Source organism: Pseudochelatococcus sp. (assembly GCF_050946405.1).
GTDB lineage: Bacteria > Pseudomonadota > Alphaproteobacteria > Rhizobiales > Beijerinckiaceae > Pseudochelatococcus.
Genome location: NZ_JBMNUS010000010.1, coordinates 1 through 15,891, shown reverse-complemented (window position 1 = coordinate 15,891; position 15,891 = coordinate 1). Strand labels below are relative to the sequence as shown.

General features: G+C 67.7%; 13 protein-coding genes. 3 read left to right on the top strand and 10 right to left on the bottom strand.

Annotated elements, in window-relative coordinates; all coding sequences use genetic code 11:
- Nucleotides 1–95: 95 nt before the first annotated feature.
- Complete coding sequence (argS, locus tag ACOYJQ_RS14655) at nucleotides 96–1,859, bottom strand: arginine--tRNA ligase (protein WP_433459397.1); 1,764 nt, start codon at nucleotides 1,857–1,859, stop codon at nucleotides 96–98.
- A 64-nt stretch (nucleotides 1,860–1,923) separates the two neighbouring features.
- Nucleotides 1,924–3,162 (bottom strand): deoxyguanosinetriphosphate triphosphohydrolase, encoded by a 1,239-nt coding sequence (locus tag ACOYJQ_RS14650; protein ID WP_433459396.1) that lies wholly within the window; start codon nucleotides 3,160–3,162, stop codon nucleotides 1,924–1,926.
- Nucleotides 3,163–3,294: 132 nt separating this feature from the next.
- Here ACOYJQ_RS14650 and erpA point away from each other — a divergent pair, with 132 nt between their 5' ends.
- Nucleotides 3,295–3,657, top strand: coding sequence for an iron-sulfur cluster insertion protein ErpA (gene erpA, locus ACOYJQ_RS14645; RefSeq protein ID WP_433459394.1), 363 nt, complete (start codon nucleotides 3,295–3,297; stop codon nucleotides 3,655–3,657).
- 105 nt (nucleotides 3,658–3,762) lie between these two features.
- Here the strand turns inward: erpA and ACOYJQ_RS14640 are convergent, their stop codons facing one another.
- Together ACOYJQ_RS14640 and ACOYJQ_RS14635 are read right to left on the bottom strand one after the other, a co-directional pair.
- Nucleotides 3,763–6,903 (bottom strand): efflux RND transporter permease subunit, encoded by a 3,141-nt coding sequence (locus ACOYJQ_RS14640; protein ID WP_433459393.1) that lies wholly within the window; start codon nucleotides 6,901–6,903, stop codon nucleotides 3,763–3,765.
- Nucleotides 6,904–6,907: 4 nt separating this feature from the next.
- A complete protein-coding gene (locus ACOYJQ_RS14635; RefSeq protein ID WP_433459392.1) occupies nucleotides 6,908–8,101 on the bottom strand; it encodes an efflux RND transporter periplasmic adaptor subunit in 1,194 nt (397 codons plus the stop codon).
- Between the two features lie 359 nt (nucleotides 8,102–8,460).
- On the opposite strand from ACOYJQ_RS14635, the gene panB reads away from it, so the two are divergent.
- Together panB and panC are read left to right on the top strand one after the other, a co-directional pair.
- Nucleotides 8,461–9,306, top strand: coding sequence for a 3-methyl-2-oxobutanoate hydroxymethyltransferase (panB, locus tag ACOYJQ_RS14630; RefSeq protein WP_433459391.1), 846 nt, complete (start codon nucleotides 8,461–8,463; stop codon nucleotides 9,304–9,306).
- The gene (panC, locus tag ACOYJQ_RS14625) at nucleotides 9,303–10,157 is read left to right on the top strand and encodes a pantoate--beta-alanine ligase (RefSeq protein WP_433459389.1); all 855 of its coding nucleotides are present in this window, start codon (nucleotides 9,303–9,305) and stop codon (nucleotides 10,155–10,157) included. The genes panB and panC overlap by 4 nt, the downstream gene beginning before the upstream one ends.
- Before the next feature lie 6 nt (nucleotides 10,158–10,163).
- Here the strand turns inward: panC and ACOYJQ_RS14620 are convergent, their stop codons facing one another.
- The 6 genes from ACOYJQ_RS14620 to zrgA all read right to left on the bottom strand — a co-directional run bounded on the left by ACOYJQ_RS14620 (nucleotide 10,164) and on the right by zrgA (nucleotide 15,685).
- On the bottom strand, nucleotides 10,164–11,477 hold the full coding sequence (locus ACOYJQ_RS14620) for a cytochrome b/b6 domain-containing protein (protein WP_433459387.1): 1,314 nt from the start codon (nucleotides 11,475–11,477) through the stop codon (nucleotides 10,164–10,166).
- A 142-nt stretch (nucleotides 11,478–11,619) separates the two neighbouring features.
- The gene (locus ACOYJQ_RS14615; RefSeq protein WP_433459385.1) at nucleotides 11,620–12,294 is read right to left on the bottom strand and encodes a YceI family protein; all 675 of its coding nucleotides are present in this window, start codon (nucleotides 12,292–12,294) and stop codon (nucleotides 11,620–11,622) included.
- Between the two features lie 239 nt (nucleotides 12,295–12,533).
- Nucleotides 12,534–13,043: a DUF3299 domain-containing protein gene (locus tag ACOYJQ_RS14610; RefSeq protein WP_433459384.1), complete on the bottom strand. Its 510-nt coding sequence runs from the start codon at nucleotides 13,041–13,043 to the stop codon at nucleotides 12,534–12,536.
- Between the two features lie 19 nt (nucleotides 13,044–13,062).
- Nucleotides 13,063–14,313 carry an ABC transporter permease gene (locus tag ACOYJQ_RS14605; protein WP_433459382.1) on the bottom strand — a complete coding sequence of 417 codons (1,251 nt, stop codon included), beginning with the start codon at nucleotides 14,311–14,313 and terminating at the stop codon, nucleotides 13,063–13,065.
- On the bottom strand, nucleotides 14,310–15,017 hold the full coding sequence (locus ACOYJQ_RS14600) for an ABC transporter ATP-binding protein (RefSeq protein ID WP_433459381.1): 708 nt from the start codon (nucleotides 15,015–15,017) through the stop codon (nucleotides 14,310–14,312). The genes ACOYJQ_RS14605 and ACOYJQ_RS14600 overlap by 4 nt, the downstream gene beginning before the upstream one ends.
- Entirely contained in the window at nucleotides 15,014–15,685 is a 672-nt protein-coding gene (zrgA, locus tag ACOYJQ_RS14595; protein WP_433459380.1) for a zinc uptake protein ZrgA, read from the bottom strand. The genes ACOYJQ_RS14600 and zrgA overlap by 4 nt, the downstream gene beginning before the upstream one ends.
- Nucleotides 15,686–15,891 lie beyond the last annotated feature (206 nt).

Sequence of the window (15,891 nt, the reverse complement as noted above, 5' to 3'; positions counted from 1 at the left end):
CCCGACGCCGAAGCGCGGCAAGGCCCGTCCACCACCACATTCACGCCAACCGTCGAACAGCCACCCACTCACGAAGAGCGCCGCGTCCGCATCCTTCAGCGCATTTCATCCGGCGCGGCCACTCCCAGAACGGTCAGCCCGGACGCAAGAACCGACCGGACGGCCTCCACGAGAGCCAGCCTCGCCGCCGTCAACTCTGTGTCAGTTTGATTAACAAACCGTAATTGCGGCGAATCCTTGCCCCGGTTCCACAGCCCATGGAACGCCGCCGCCAGCTCATACAGATAGAACGCCAGCCGGTGCGGCTCGTAATTCTGGGCGCCCGCCTCGATCACGCGCGGATATTGCGCCATCAGCTTCAATATATTGATCTCTGCCTCGTCCGCCAAGACGCCGAAGGAAGCACGGGCGAGTTTTTCTTTCGCGATGTCGAGATCAGGCAAGGTCTCGCGCGCCTGGCGGAAGATCGAGGCGCAACGCGCATGCGCATACTGCACATAAAAGACCGGGTTGTCCTTGGTCTGCTCCACCACCTTCGCGAGATCGAAGTCCAGCGGCGCGTCGTTCTTGCGGTAGAGCATCATGAAGCGCACCGCATCGCGCCCCACCTCGTCGATCACCTCGCGCAGGGTGACGAAGCTGCCGGCGCGCTTCGACATCTTCACCGGCTCGCCGTCGCGCAGCAGCTTCACGAGCTGGGCGAGCAGCGCTATCACCTTCACGTCATCCCCGCCGACGGCGCGGCCGACCGCTTGCAGGCGCTTGACGTAGCCGCCGTGATCGGCCCCCAGCACATAGACCAGCTCCTTGAAGCCGCGCGCGTATTTGTCGCGCAGATAGGCGACGTCGGCGGCGAAGTAGGTATAGCTGCCGTCGGACTTCATCAGCGGCCGGTCGATGTCGTCGCCCACCTCGGTGGCGCGGAACAGGAGCTGCTCGCGGTCCTCCCAATCCTCGGGCAACTGGCCCTTGGGCGGCGGCAGACGGCCGTTGTAGACATAGCCGCGCGCCTCCAGATCACTGATGACGGCGTTGATCGCCCCGTTGCGGCCGCCTTCGTGCAGCGTGCGCTCCGAAAAGAAGACGTCGTGGCGCACGCCGAGCGCGGCGAGATCGTCGCGGATCATGTCCATCATGGCGGCGATGGCCACGTCGCGCACCAGCGGCAGCCACTCTTCCTCCGGCTTGTCGAGCAGCGAGCGGCCGTGCCCGTCGGCCAGCTTCCTGCCGACGGGCACGAGATAATCGCCCGGATAGAGGCCCTCCGGTATGGCGCCGATCTTCTCGCCCAGCGCCTCGCGATAGCGCAGGAAGACGGAGCGCGCCAGCACGTCCACCTGCGCGCCGGCGTCGTTGATGTAGTATTCGCGTGTCACCGCATGGCCCGCGAAGGCGAGCAGCGCGGCGAGCGCATCGCCGAACACCGCGCCGCGCCCGTGGCCCACATGCATCGGCCCGGTGGGGTTGGCGGAGACGTATTCCACGTTGATCGGCCGCTCCGGCTTCGGCGCGCCGCGGCCGAAATCGGGCCCGGCCGCGAGCACCGCGCCGAGAACCTTGTGGAACACGTCGTTCCTCAGCCGCAGGTTGATGAAGCCCGGCCCGGCGACTTCGGCGCTTTCCACGCCCTCGTCGCGCGCGAACGCCACCACCATGAGCTGCGCCAGCGCGCGCGGATTGGTGCCGGCGGGCTTGGCGAGCACCATCGCGGCATTGGTGGCGAGATCGCCATGGGACCCGTCGCGCGGCGGCTCCACCACCACCCGCGACAGGTCAAGCCCCTGCGGAAGCTTTCCCTCCGCCGCCAGTTGCCCGATGACGGCGACAAGCCGGTGCTGATAGATGTCGAAAATGTTCATGAATGCCTCGATGCGCCGCCGGCCGGCTCCGTGCCGGCCCCGCTCCACGCCCAAACTACGCGCCCTATCGCAATTCCGGGGTGTCGTCAAACAGTCGCCGATGCGCATCGAGCGCATAACTGTCGGTCATGCCGGCGAGATAATCGGCCACCCGCCGGCGCACGCGGGCCTCGTCCGCATCCGCGAGCCCCTGCTGCCACTCCTGCGGCATCAGGCGCGGCTCCGTGAGAAGGCGCTCGAACAGGTCGCGCACAACCCGGTCCGCGCCCTCGCGCACATGCACGACGCGCGGGTGGCGGTACATGTGCGTGAACAGGAACGCCTTGATATCCCTGTCCGCCGCGACGATCGCCGGCGAGAACGCCACCACGGGCGCGCAGGCGCGGCGCACGGCGTCGGCATCCGCAGGCGCGCGTTCCGCGATGCGGCGCTCGCTCTCGCGAATGACATCCTCCACGAAACGGGTGATGATGCGCCGCCCCAGCTCATGCACGACGCGGGAAGTCTCAAGGCCCGGATGACGCGCCTCGATCTCGTCCAGCAAGTCCGCGATGAAGGGAATGGCGCGCAGGCCGGGGAGCGTGAACAGGCCGGCGCGCAGGCCGTCGTCGATATCGGCCGCGTCATAGGCGATGTCGTCGGCCAGCGCCGCCGCCTGCGCCTCGGCGCTGGCATAGGTCGACAGATCGAGGCAATGGATGGCGTCGTATTCGAGAATCGCGCCCGGCACGCCGGTCGCCGCGTAACGGCCGAAGGGCCTGCCCTCGCCGTCGCACAACGGCCCGTTGTGTTTCACGAGCCCCTCCAGCGTCTCCCATGTCAGGTTGAGGCCGTCGAAGCCGGCGTAGCGGCGCTCCAGCCGCGTGACGATGCGCAGCGCCTGCGCGTTGTGGTCGAACCCGCCGAAGCCGCGCATGCAGGCGTCGAGCGCTTCCTCGCCCGTATGGCCGAAAGGCGTGTGGCCGAGATCGTGCGACAGCGCCAGCGCCTCCGCGAGATCCTCGTCGAGCCCCAGCGCGCGCGCCAGCGCACGGGCGATCTGCGCCACCTCGATGGTGTGCGTGAGGCGCGTGCGATAATGATCGCCCTCGTGATAGACGAACACCTGCGTCTTGTGCTTCAGGCGGCGAAAGGCGGTGGAATGGATGATGCGGTCGCGGTCGCGCTGGAAGTCGGAGCGCGTCGGCGACGAATCTTCGGCGAACAGCCTGCCGCGCGTGCGCGCGGGATCGCTCGACCACGGCGCGCGCCAGCGCTCGCCATGCAAGGGCCGCCTGAATATGGCTTTATCGAAAGCGTTCAAGACACCGAATCCTCTGCTGCCCCGCGCCCGCATTCCCCGATCCGGGAGCGGCCATTCCTTCCCGCCCGTTGCAGCGGCCGGCCACGCGCACTAATTTAAGGGCCAATATCGCAAGATAAAGGTTGCAATGCCATGACGATCGTCACCTCTCCGGTTGCCACGACCCTCGCTTCCCCGATCACGCTGACGGACAGCGCGGTGCGACGCATCCGGCGCGTGCTGTCGAAGGAGCCCGAGGGCGCGATGCTGCGCGTGAGCGTCAACGGCGGCGGCTGCTCCGGCTTTCAGTACGCCTTCGATATCGAGAAGACGCGCAACGACGACGACACGGTGGTGGAAAAGGACGGCGCGGTCGTGCTCGTCGATTCCGTCTCCCTGCAATATATGGACGGTTCGGTGCTCGATTTCGTCGACGACCTCATCGGCCAGTCGTTCAAGATCGACAATCCCCATGCCACGGCCTCCTGCGGCTGCGGCACGTCGTTTTCCATCTGAGCGCAACGCAGGGCCTGAGCCTGTCAGCTCCGCGATGAAGCGCCGACAGGCTCTCATTCCCGCAGCAGCGGCCACTCTGGCCGAACCGCGCCGCCGATCGCGGCATCACGGCGCGGCATGCCCCGTGTTTCCGGCGCCGAAGCGCGCTTTCACCTTTTCGCGAATCGTCTGGAACGTGACGTAGAGCATCGGGATGAGGAAGATGCCGAAAAGGCTCGCGGCGATCATGCCGGCGAACACCGGCGTCGACACGTTATGCCGGGCGATCTCGGACGCGCCATGCGCGCGCACCAGCGGCACGAGACCGAGAATGAAGGCGATCGACGTCATCATCACCGCGCGGAAGCGCAGTTTCGCGCCGAGCACCGCCGCCTCCGAAATGCCGAGCCCCGCCTCGCGCCGCTCCTTCGCGAACTCGATGATCAGGATGCCGTTCTTCGCCGCCAGCGCGATCAGCACCACAAGGCCAATCTGCGCATAGAGATCGAGCGTCAGACCGAAGGCGAGCAGGCCGACGAACGCCCCCAGAATGCCCACCGTCACCGACAGCAGCACCGGCACCGGGATCGTCCAGCTCTCGTAGAGCGCGACAAGGAACAGGTAGGCGAACAGGATCGCCAGCGCCATGATGACGGTGGTCTGGCCGCTGGTGCCCTGCTCCTGATAGGCCGTGCCCGTCCATTCGAAGCTGTAGCCCACGGGCAGGGTCTTTTCCGACACCTCCGCCATGGCCGCCATCGCCTCGCCGGAAGACACGCCGGGAGCGGGACTGCCGTTGATCGTCACCGACCGGTAGTTGTTGTAGCGGGTGACGACCTGCGGCCCCACTTCCGTGCGCGCGCTGGCGATGGAGCGCAGCGGCACCATGGCGCCCTTGCTGTTGCGCACGTAGATGTTCCACAGCGCATCCACGTCGCGCCGGTCGGGCGCATTGCCCTGGAGGTTCACCTGCCACGTCCGGCCATAGAGGTTGAAGTCGTTGATGTAGGCCCCGCCCAACGTCGCCTGCAACGTGGAGAAGATGTCGCTGACGCTGACGCCCAGCGCCTGCGCCTTCTCGCGGTCGATATCGAGATAGATCGACGGCGTTGTCGCGCGGAAGGTCGAGAACACGCGCGACAGGCGCTTGTCCTGGTTGGCGGCCGACACCAGCGCCTGCACGACGCTGGCCATCTCCACCGGCTCGGCCCCTTCGAGGTTCTGCAACTGGTATTCGAAACCGCCGCTCGTCGACAGCCCGACGACGGGCGGCAGGTTGAGCGGCAGCACGCTCGCGGTGCGGATGTGCATCGACGCGCCGAAAACCTCGCGAAGCAGCGCCTGCACGGAATCCTGCGCGGCCGGCCTGTCGGCGAAATCCTTCAGGGTGACGACGAGATAGGCGGCATTGCTCGCCGAGTAACCGTCAAGGAACGAATAGCCGATGATCGACGTGACGTGCTCGACCTGCGGCATCTTTCCGAGAAACGCCTCGACCTCCTCCGTCACCGCGAGGGTGCGGTTGGTCGATGCGCCGTCGGGCAACTGGATGTTGACGAAGAACGCGCCCTGATCCTCTTCCGGCAGGAAGCCGGTCGGCGTGACCTTCGACAGCGAGAAGACGCCGAAGCCGAGCGCCGCCACCGCCACGAGCGAGAGCGCGGCCACACGCACGAGGCGCTGCACCAGCGCCGCGTAGCCGTCGCGCACGTTGTCGATGCGGGCGCCGATCCAGCCCATCAGGCCGCGCCGCGGCCCGCCGTGCCGCAGCAGCACGGCGCAGAGCGCGGGCGAGAGCGTGAGCGCGTTGACGGCGGAAATCACCATCGACACGCTGATGGTGACGGCGAACTGCCGGAACAGCTCGCCGGAGATGCCCGGAATGAAGCCGATCGGCACGAACACCGACAGCAGCACCAGAGTCACCGCGATGATCGGCGCCGTCACCTCGTTCATGGCCTTCTCGGCCGCCTGCGCCGGCGTCAGCCCCGGCTCCTCCTCCATCACGCGCTCGACGTTCTCCACGACGACGATGGCGTCGTCGACGACGATGCCGATCGCCAGCACCAGCGCCAGCAGCGACACGGTGTTGGCCGAGAAGCCGAGCGCCAGCAGCACCGCGAAGGTGCCGACCAGGCTGACCGGCACCGCGATGATCGGGATGAGGGTGGCGCGGAAGTTGCCGAGGAAGATGAACACCACCGCCGCCACCAGCACGAAGGCTTCGAACAGCGTCTTGATCACTTCCTCGATGGTGGCGTTCACGAAGGTGGTGGTGTCGAACACGATCTGGGAGCGCATGCCCTCGGGATAGCGCTTGCCCAGGTCTTCCAGCGTCGCGCTGATCGCCTGCGCCGCGCTGATCGCGTTGGCGCCCGGCGCCTGATAGATGCCGATCGCGACCGCCTCGCCGCCGTCGAGACGGCTCGTCGTGTCCTCGTTCTGCGCGCCGAGTTCCACGCGCGCGACATCCCGCACGCGCAGCACCGAACCGTCCGGGTTGGCGCGCAGCACGATGGCGCCGAATTCCTCGGCCGTCGTCAGCCGCCCCTGGGTCGAGACGTTGAACTGGAACTGCTGATCCCCCGGCACCGGCTGCGCGCCGATGCGGCCCACCGGCGCCTGCACGTTCTGCGCGGCGATCGCGCGCGTGATGTCGGAAGGGATGAGGCCCAGGCTGGTGAGGCGCTGGATGTCGAACCAGATCCGCATCGAGTAGTTCATGCGGCCGAACAGCGAGGCCGATCCCACGCCGGGCGTGCGGGCGAGGCTGTCGAGAATGTTGATCGTGGCGTAATTGGTGAGGAAAAGCTGATCGTGCGAGGGGTTGTCGCTCGTCAGCATGATGAATTGCAGGATCGACGACGACTGCTTCTGCACCGTCAGCCCCTGCTGCTGCACTTCGGGCGGCAGGCTGGACAACGCGGTCTGGACGCGGTTGTTCACGTTGACCGTGTTCATGTCCGGGTCGGAACCCAGCGCGAAGCTCACGGTGAGGCTGTAGGAGCCGTCCGCGCCGCTGGTGCTCTTCATGTAGAGCATGTTGTCGACGCCGATGATCTTCGCCTCGAGCGGCTGCGCCACGGCGGTTTCCACCACATCGGCGGAGGCGCCGGGATAGAAGCCGCTCACCTTGACCTGCGGCGGCACGATATCCGGCAATTGCGCCACCGGAATGCGCGTCAGCGCGAGCAGGCCGGCGATGGAGATGACGATCGCGATGACGATGGCCAGGCGCGGCCGGCGGATGAAGACGGATGAAATCACGGCATCACCTCCGCTGCTGTGCAGCGGCGGCAGCCGACGGACTGGCCGGCGCGGGCGAAACCGGCTCACCCGGACGTACGTTCTGGATGCCCTCGACGATCACGCTGTCGCCTTCGTTCAGGCCGTCGACGACGGCGGCGACGAGCGGCGTCGACTGGCCGAGGCGCACGCGCTTCTGCTGCGCCTTGTTCTCGCCGTCGACGACGAAGACGTAATCGCCCTGCCGGTCGGAGAGGATCGCGGAGCGCGGCACCGCCAGATATTTCGTCGGCTCGACCGATTCGAGCACGACGGTCACGAACGCGCCGTTGGTGAGCCTGCGCGCCGTGCCGACATTGTTGCCGGAGGAAGGAAGCGGCGGATTGGCGATCACGCCGCGCAGCAGGATCGTATCCGTATCCTGCGAGACGGTGGTATCGATGAAGTCGAGCTTGCCGACCTCGCTGTAGAGCGAGCCGTCCGCCAGCCTGAGCCGCACGTTCAGCCCCTTGCCGCCGACGGCGCGCTGCTCGTCGCCGAGTTCGAGGATCTGGCGCGACGAGATCGGAAACGTCACATACATCGGGTCCTGGCTGACGATGGTCGCCAGAACGCCCGAATTCGGCCCCACGACGTTGCCCTGCGTGACCGCGGTGCGGCCGATGCGGCCGTCGACCGGCGAGCGGATTTCGGTGTAGTCGAGGTTGATCTGCGCCGCGCGAAGCTGGGCCTCGGCCAGCGACACCTGCGCCCTGGCGCTGAGTTCGGCGGCAAGCGCGTTATCCACGTTCGACTGCGGCCCGGCGTTGCGGGCCAGAAGCTCCTGCGCGCGCTTCAGCGTGATATCGGCGTTCGTGAGCTGCGCCTTCGCCTGGTCCAGCAGCGCCGCCTGCGCATCCACCGCGGCCTGGTAGGGGCCGCGCTCGATGCGATAGAGCACGTCGCCGGCCTTGACCTCCGCGCCTTCCCGAAACGCCTGCTCTTCCAGAAAACCGGTGACGCGCGCCAGGAGATCGACCCGCTCGCGCGCTTCCACGCGCCCGGCGACCTCCGTGCTCTCGTTCATGGTCTGCGCGGCGGCCGGCACCACGCCCACCGCCGGGGCCGCCTGTGCCGGCGCCTGCGCGAACACCTGCCCGGCCGGCGCCACGACGAAGCCGGCACCGATCAGGCCGATACCGACGATCCGCGCCACCCGGCGCGCGACGAAAGCGATCATGAATGCATCCCCCCGGATTCAGACGCTCCCGAACGCAGCCGCACCGTGAGCCCGACCGTCTATACATGCTTACAGTCTCACTGTAAACGCCGGTAGCGCAAGCGCTTTTTAGCCGGCGACGATTTTCGGCGACGGCCTTTCGGGATGACGATACGGATGATAATGTCCGTTATCCTTTGCCGCGCATCCGTCTGGATCGCGGGGAAACGCCCCCGCCGGGCGAAACGAACGGATGAGCGTCCGAAGCCGGAGCCGACTGCATCGGACGCAAGCCGAAAATTTTAACAACTGTTTATACTAGCATCAAAATCACCCGGAAATGACTTCCATTTCCGGTTTGATGCGGGAGGGAGGGCCAATTGAGCGCAACCGGAGTGAAGACGGCGTTGACGCCGCCGCAGGCGATGAGGTTCAAGGGCGTGACGCCGCTCGTCTGCCTCACCGCCTATACGACGCCGATGGCGAAGCTGGTCGACGCGCATTGCGACGTGGTGCTCGTCGGCGACAGCGTCGGCATGGTGCTGCACGGCCTGCCGTCGACGCTCGGCGTGACGCTGGACATGATGATCATGCACGGGCGGGCGGTGAGAAGAGGCGTGGAGCGTGCGCTCATGGTCGTGGACATGCCTTTCGGCTCCTGCGAGGAAGGGCCGGAGCAGGCGTTCCGCAACGCGGCGCGCGTCATGACGGAGACGGGCTGCGGCGCGGTCAAGCTCGAAGGCGGGCGGCACATGGCCGAAACCATCGGCTTCCTCACCGCGCGCGGCATTCCCGTGATGGCGCATGTCGGCCTCACGCCGCAGGCCGTCAACGCCTTCGGCGGATATGCCGTGCAGGGCCGCGGCGAGGACGGCGACCGGGTGGCGCGCGACGCCGCGGCCGTCGCGGAAGCCGGCGCGTTCGCCGTCGTGCTCGAAAAGGTGCCGGAGCCGCTCGCCCGCCGCATCACGGCGGAGATCGCCGTTCCCACCATCGGCATCGGCGCCTCGCCGGCCTGCGACGGGCAGGTTCTCGTTGTCGACGACATGCTGGGCGCGTTCACGGATTTCCGCCCGAAATTCGTCAAGCGTTACGCCGAGTTGGGCGCGGAGGCGGACAAGGCCGTCGCGGCCTACGCCGCCGATGTGCGGGCGCGCCGCTTTCCCGCCGCCGACCACGTGTTCGGCGATACGCCGAAGGCGGTTCGCAAGGGAGGCGCGGCATGAGCACGCCTGTCGTGCGCACCCTCGCGGAACTTCGCGCCACCGTCGCCGGCTGGCGGCGCGAGGGCGCGCGCGTCGCCGTCGTGCCGACCATGGGCGCGCTGCACGAGGGGCATCTCGGCCTCGTGCGCGCGGCGCTCGGCCGGACCGAAAAGGTGATCGTGACGCTGTTCGTCAACCCCCGGCAGTTCAACAGCGCGGCCGACCTCGCCGCCTACCCCCGCACCGAGGCGGAAGACGCGCGCAAACTCGGCCCGCTCGGCGCGCACATGCTCTACGCGCCGGATGCGGCCGAGATCTATCCGCCGGGCTTCGCCACGAGCGTGTCGGTGAGCGGCGTCAGCGAAGGGCTTTGCGGCGCCTTCCGGCCGGGTCATTTCGACGGCGTGGCGACCGTCGTCGCGAAACTCTTCCTCCAGACCCGCGCGGATCTGGCCTTTTTCGGCGAGAAGGATTTTCAGCAACTCCATGTGGTCCGGCGCATGGCGCGCGATCTCGACATTCCGATAGAGATCGTCGCCTGCCCCACCGCGCGCGAGGCGGACGGGCTCGCCCTGTCGTCGCGCAACGTGCGGCTGTCGGCGGCCCAGCGCGCCGTCGCGCCGGCGCTGGTGCGGATTCTGGCCGCCGCCGCGCGACGGCTCGCGGCGGGCGAGCCCGCGCGCGCGGCGCTCGACGAGGCGAAAGCCGCCGTCGTCGCGGCGGGCTTCGATAGCGTCGAGTATCTGGAACTGCGCGCGGAAGACGACCTCGCGCCGCTGGAGAGCCTCGACCGGCCGGCGCGTCTTCTCGCGGCGGCATGGCTCGGCGAAACGCGCCTCATCGACAATCTCGAAATCGGCGCGGCCCCCTGATCCCGCTCACGCCGGCGTCGCCCGCACCGCGACCTTGACCCTGATCGTCTTCGACACCCATTCCGCTGCGGCGTCGGAGAACATGCCGAGGTCGAGCGCGGTGCGGTCGAGATCGACCTCGCCCTCCATGCTCGCCCCGGCGTCGCCGATCGTCAGACGGAAAGGCAGCACGACCGGGAAAGGCTTGCCCTTGATGGTAAGCGTGCCGCCGGCCTCGTAGCGGTGTTCGCCGAGAGAGCGGAACGTGCCGGCCTCGAAAACGGCCTCCGGGAAACGGTCCGCGTTGAACCACTCGCCGGTGCGCAGGGAGTTTTCCTGCGTGGCGTCGCCCGTGCGGGCGGAAGCCGTCCTGATCCGCACCACGACTTTCGATCCCCCGAGATCGGCCGGATCGAAGCGGATATCGCCGTCCCAATCCTCGAAACGGCCCTCGAAAGCCTCGCCTGTGTGCGTGCCGGAAAAGGCGATGCTCGAACCGGCCTTGTCGATCGTCCAGGCTTTCGCCGTGGCGGATGCGGCATTTTCCACCGGCGCGGGCGCTGGCGCGACGGTTTCCGCGACGACGGCCGGCGCGGCGGCGGGCGCTGGCGCATGCGCCGGCGGCGCGGGCCGGTTCAGCGCCCAGCCGGCCCCGGACAGCACGAGGACCGCGGCAAGGCCCGCGGCGGTCGCGACCGCGCCCGAGCCGCCGGCCGCGCCGGATCCGCCGTCGTGCCCGGTATCGTGCCGGCGCAGGAAGGGAACCATCCGCGCCAGCACGCCGTCGCGATCGATGAACTGATGCTTCAGCGCCGCGCCGACATGCATGGCGACGAGCACGACGCCGCCCCAGACCAGCAGGCCGTGCGCGCCCATGGCGCCGAAGGCGACGGCCCGCTCGCCCTCGAACCCCGGCAGATGGGGAATCGGCAGCAGCCCGAACCAGGATGTCGCGACGTTCAGCGGCCGGTCGACGCCGACGGCCCAGCCGGCGGATACGTAAATCCAGCCCGTCAGCGGCAGCGCGATCAGAAGACCGTAGAAGGCGACATGCGTGGCGTGGGCGAGAAAGATCGCCCAGCCCTGCGTGCCGCCGGGCGCCGCGGGGGCGGGATGGGCGAGGCGCCATGCCAGCCGGACCAGCGTGAGCGCCAGAATCGCGAAGCCGATGGACTTGTGAAGCTGGAAGACCTGATAGGCCGTCTGCTGGCTGGCCGGATCGCCGATGGCGTCCACCATCCACCAACCCATCGGCGCCATGGCAATCACCAGCAGCGCGATGATCCAATGCAGAATGATGGCCACGCTCGTATAGCGGGCCGCTGAACGCTCTGTCGGCATCCTGGGCAAACTCCGAAAAGCCGTTCGATGCGGCGCGCCATCGGCTCGCCGGCCCGGTCCTCGCCCGGCGCCGCGCGGCCTCGCTCAAGCGCCGCGCCGGGTGCGGCTTCGGCCGACGAGCCGGGCTCATCGGCCGAAAGCGTTATTGCGCCTGACGGATGAACTCGCCGTCGAAGCGGATCGTCACCTCATCGCCGGCCGGGCCGCCGACCGGCTGCCCGAAGTCGGAACGCTTGAAACGGCCTTCCGCCGTCAGCCCCAGCACCGGAACGCCCAGGAAGGGATGGCTTTCGAGTTCGCCGACGAAGGTTGCGTCGAGCGTCACCGGCTTCGTCACGCCGAGGAAGGTCATATCGCCCGTCACCCGCGCCGTCTGCGGCCCGGTCTTTTCCACCTTGGTGGACTTGAAGGTGATGCTTGGGAAATTGTCGCTGTTCAGAAAGCGGGGATTGCGGCTGATGTCCTCGCTCCACGTCGCGTAAGCGCTTTTGGCGTGGACCGCCTTGTAATCGGCCGGATAAGCCGTCTGCACGGACCTCGGGTCGATCGTGACCTCGATGGAGGAAGCCTCCCAGTTCGCCGTATCGAGCGTGAGGGTCGCCTCCAGTTTCTCGAAACGGCCCGTGTAGTTCGAGACCCCGAGATGCCTGAAGGTCCACAGCAGCGCCGCATGCGTCGCGTCGAGCTTGTAGACGCCGGCGGGAGACTTGATCTCCACAGCCTGCGCGGACGCCGGATTGACGGAAACCTGGGCAATGCCGGCAACGGCGGACAGACCGGCCAACAATGTCACGGTAAGGATATGGCGTTTATTCATCGCAGCTTCCCGGTATGTGAATGGCAATCGACAATATAATGCTGTAAGGCGGCGCACCGGGGAGGCAAACTGACAATGTTGTGAACTCGCTGTCCGCAAACAACGATTCTCCATGACATGTGCTTCGCGACACATGCGCGCCGGCTTGCGCGACTGTCCTGATGAACAGTCCGGCGCATCGCTTTTTGTTTCGGACAGAACTATCTTCGCGGGCGGAATACCGGCCCGGCGCGGGAGGATCAGAGCTTGTGGGCCTCTATCCTCTCCGCCGAGAGGGCATAGCCGATCTCGGCGAGTTCGGTGGCCGTCTCCGAGGCGGAGAGCACGCCGGTGACTTTCACCGGATCGAACAGATCCCGGATCTCGTAGGGCCGTTTCGTCGTGACCAGAACGAGCTGATTCGCCGGCGGCGGCGGCACATGGATGCAGGCGCCGACATAGGGAACCAGAATAAAGGTCGTCACGCCGACGCCGGCATGATCGAGCGGCACGACGAAGCCGGGCATGCGCACGGTCTTGCCGTTCCAGTCGGTGCGAAACCCCGATGAAACCGGCTGCTGCTGCGCGAGCGTCGCGGCCTCGTGCTGCACAACGCCGCGAAGCGCGGCGGCGAGGGGCGCCGCGCCCTGCGGCAGCAGATCGTCCCACGTCAGTTCGATCACTTCCCGCGCGCGGGCCTGGCCCGCCGGCAGCAGCACGGCGGACAGCCCGATGCCGAAGCCGCGCCGGGAAAGAAGGATGTTCATCATTTCGGACCTCGCCGGTTCGTCATATCCTGACCATCATGCCGTCCGCGAGCGAGAGCCTGTAGGCGCGCAGCGCCGGCAGCACGCTCACGAGCGCCGCCGCCGCGACCACGGCGAGCAGCGCGAGCGCCTCGCGCCCGCCCGGCCCCTCCATCGGCAGCCAGAGGCCGAAAGCCGCGTCGATCCACGGCCGGGCCACGGCCAGCCCGGCATACAGCACCGCCGCGCCCAGCATAGCGCCGATCGCCGCGATCAGCACGGCCTCAAGGACGAACAGCCCGAGAATCGTGACGGGGCGCGCGCCCATGGCGCGGTAGATCGCCATCTCGCGCCGGCGCTCGTTCAGGCTGGCGAAGATCATCGCCATCATGCCGATGAGAGCGGTGACGATGACCATGCCGGAAACGCCGACAAGCGCCATCTCCGCCACGCCGACGATCTGCCACAGTTCCTGAAGCGCAAGGCCGGGCAGCACGGCGAGCAGCGGCTCGCCGGGATAGTCGTTGATCCGGCGCTGGAGCTGGAAGACCTGAAGGCGGGATTTCACGCCGATCAACGCCGCCGTGACGGCGGAGGGCGTCAGGTCCATCCCGCGAATGGCCTCCACCGGCGTCGTCTGGCCGGGAAGCTTCGCGCCGCCGCGCCAGTCCACATGAATGGCCTCGATCGCCTCGAGGCTCACGATCACCGTGCGGTCGACCGGCGTGCCGGTCTTGGCCAGAACCCCGGCCACGCGGAAAGGCTGATCGGCATGTTCCGCGAAGGACGCCAGCCCGTGCGCGACGACGATCGGATCGCCCACCGCATAACCCAGCGCCGCGGCGACATCCGCCCCGACCACGGCGTCGTAAAGATCGTCGAGCCCCTTGCCCTGCGCGAAGGCGAGCGGGCGGCCGCCGCGATACCGGTAGCGGTCGAAAAACGCCGGCGTCGTTCCCATGACGCGGAACTGGCGGTGGCTGTCGCCGAGCGAGATCGGCACGATCCAGTCCACCTCCGGCCGGGCGGCGATCTCCTGATAACTTTTCCAGGTGACGTTGTTGGTGGCGTTGCCGATGCGAAAGACGGCATAAAGCAGCAGTTGCACCGAGCCGGAGCGCGCGCCCATGATCAGGTCGGTGTTCGAGATCGTATCGGCGAAACTCGCCCGCGCCCCCGTCCGCACCTTCTCGACGCCCAGAAACAGCGCCACCGACAGCGCGATGGCCAGCACCGTCATGCCGACGGTGAGCGCGCGCGCGAGAAGCGAGGCGAAGGCGAGGCGCAGGATCATGCCGCCGCCCTTTCCGCCGCCGCGACGTCGGGCAGGTGCAGCACGCGGTCGAAGCGCGCGCCGATGCGCGCGTCGTGGCTGACCATCAGCAACGTGGAGCCCGCTTCCCGGCATTGGCCGAACAGCAGATCGAGAAAAGCGTTCTGCGTGCCGGCGTCGAGCGCCGAGGTCGGCTCGTCCGCCACGATGAGCGGCGGGCGGCCGATCAGCGCCCGCGCCACGGCGACGCGCTGCTGCTGGCCGACGCTGAGCCTTCCCGCCGGCACCGCGAGCACCTCCGGCGCGAGGCCGAGCGCCGCGCACAGCCGCGCCGCCGCCTCTCCGCCATGGCCCGCCCGCGCGCGGCGGCGCGGCGCGAAGCGCAGCGGCAGCAGGATGTTGTCCCGCACCGAGGCATAGGGCAGCAGGTTGAACTGCTGAAAGATCACACCGATATGCTCCGCCCGGAAGCGATCCCGCTCGCCGGGCGCGAGCGCGGCGAGATCGGTGCCGCAGACCCGGACGCTGCCGGCCTGCGCCGCCACGATCCCGCAGACGAGCGACAGCAGCGTGGACTTCCCCGATCCGCTTTCGCCCAGCAGAAGAACAGTCTCGCCCGCCCCGATGACGAGATGCGGCACGCCGAGGCCGAACGATGCGCGGCCCGGCCAGCGAAACCGCGCGCCTTCGACGACCAGCGTTTTCCCGTCTTCTTCCAAGGTCACATCCGCCCCTTGAGATCGAGTGCCGGCGCCTCGCGCCGCACCTCGAAGCTCTGCGCGCCCTTCTCCGTCACCAGACGGATCTCGATCTCGCGCGCGTTCGGGAACGCCTCGAAATAGGCGAATTCGATGCGCGCGATCGCCGCGGGATTGGCGCAGGTCAGCACGTATTCCGCGTGGAATTCGCTGTGCTGCGCCCCTTCGCCGCCTTCATGCGCGTGATCGTCATGCCCGTGCTTCTCCTCGCCGGGCTTCTCCTCATCATGCGCATGCCTGTCGTCAGCATGCCCACCGGCCGTTTTCTCGCCGGCCGTTTTCTCACCTTCATGGGCCTCATGCCCATGATCGTGCTCGCCCTCGCCTTCGAGATGCGCCTTCGCCTCCGTCACCGTGCATTGCGCCTCCTGCGGCAGCACGAACAGATCGAGGGGCTTTTCGAGCGTGGCGATGGCGCGCTCCAGCGCGGCGCGGTCCTCGGCGCTTTCGGCCTCATGCTCGAAACCCGTGATGTCGGCGCCCGGCGCGTGGAGTTCGGCCGAGATGCGGTTGCCCTCGACGGCGACATCGAGCCGGCTGACTCCGTGCTCATGGGCGCCGAGTTCCCGGCGTTCCTCGCCGAAAGCGGAGGTTGCGGCGAACAGCGCGAGCGTTGCGATTGCAAGGCGTTTCATGCGGGTTCCTTTCCCGGTTGCGGCGGCTCTCTCGTGACGGTCGACCGATCCGGCCCGATGACAGACGGCGCGCCTTCCAACAGCCGGATGCTCGCGGAACCGTCGCGTACACGAATTTGGCATGCATTCCGGTAATATAATAACGTAATGCTATTATGACATAATGGCCCATATGCCGGCGGCCCCCGTCGGGGACCGGGGCCGCG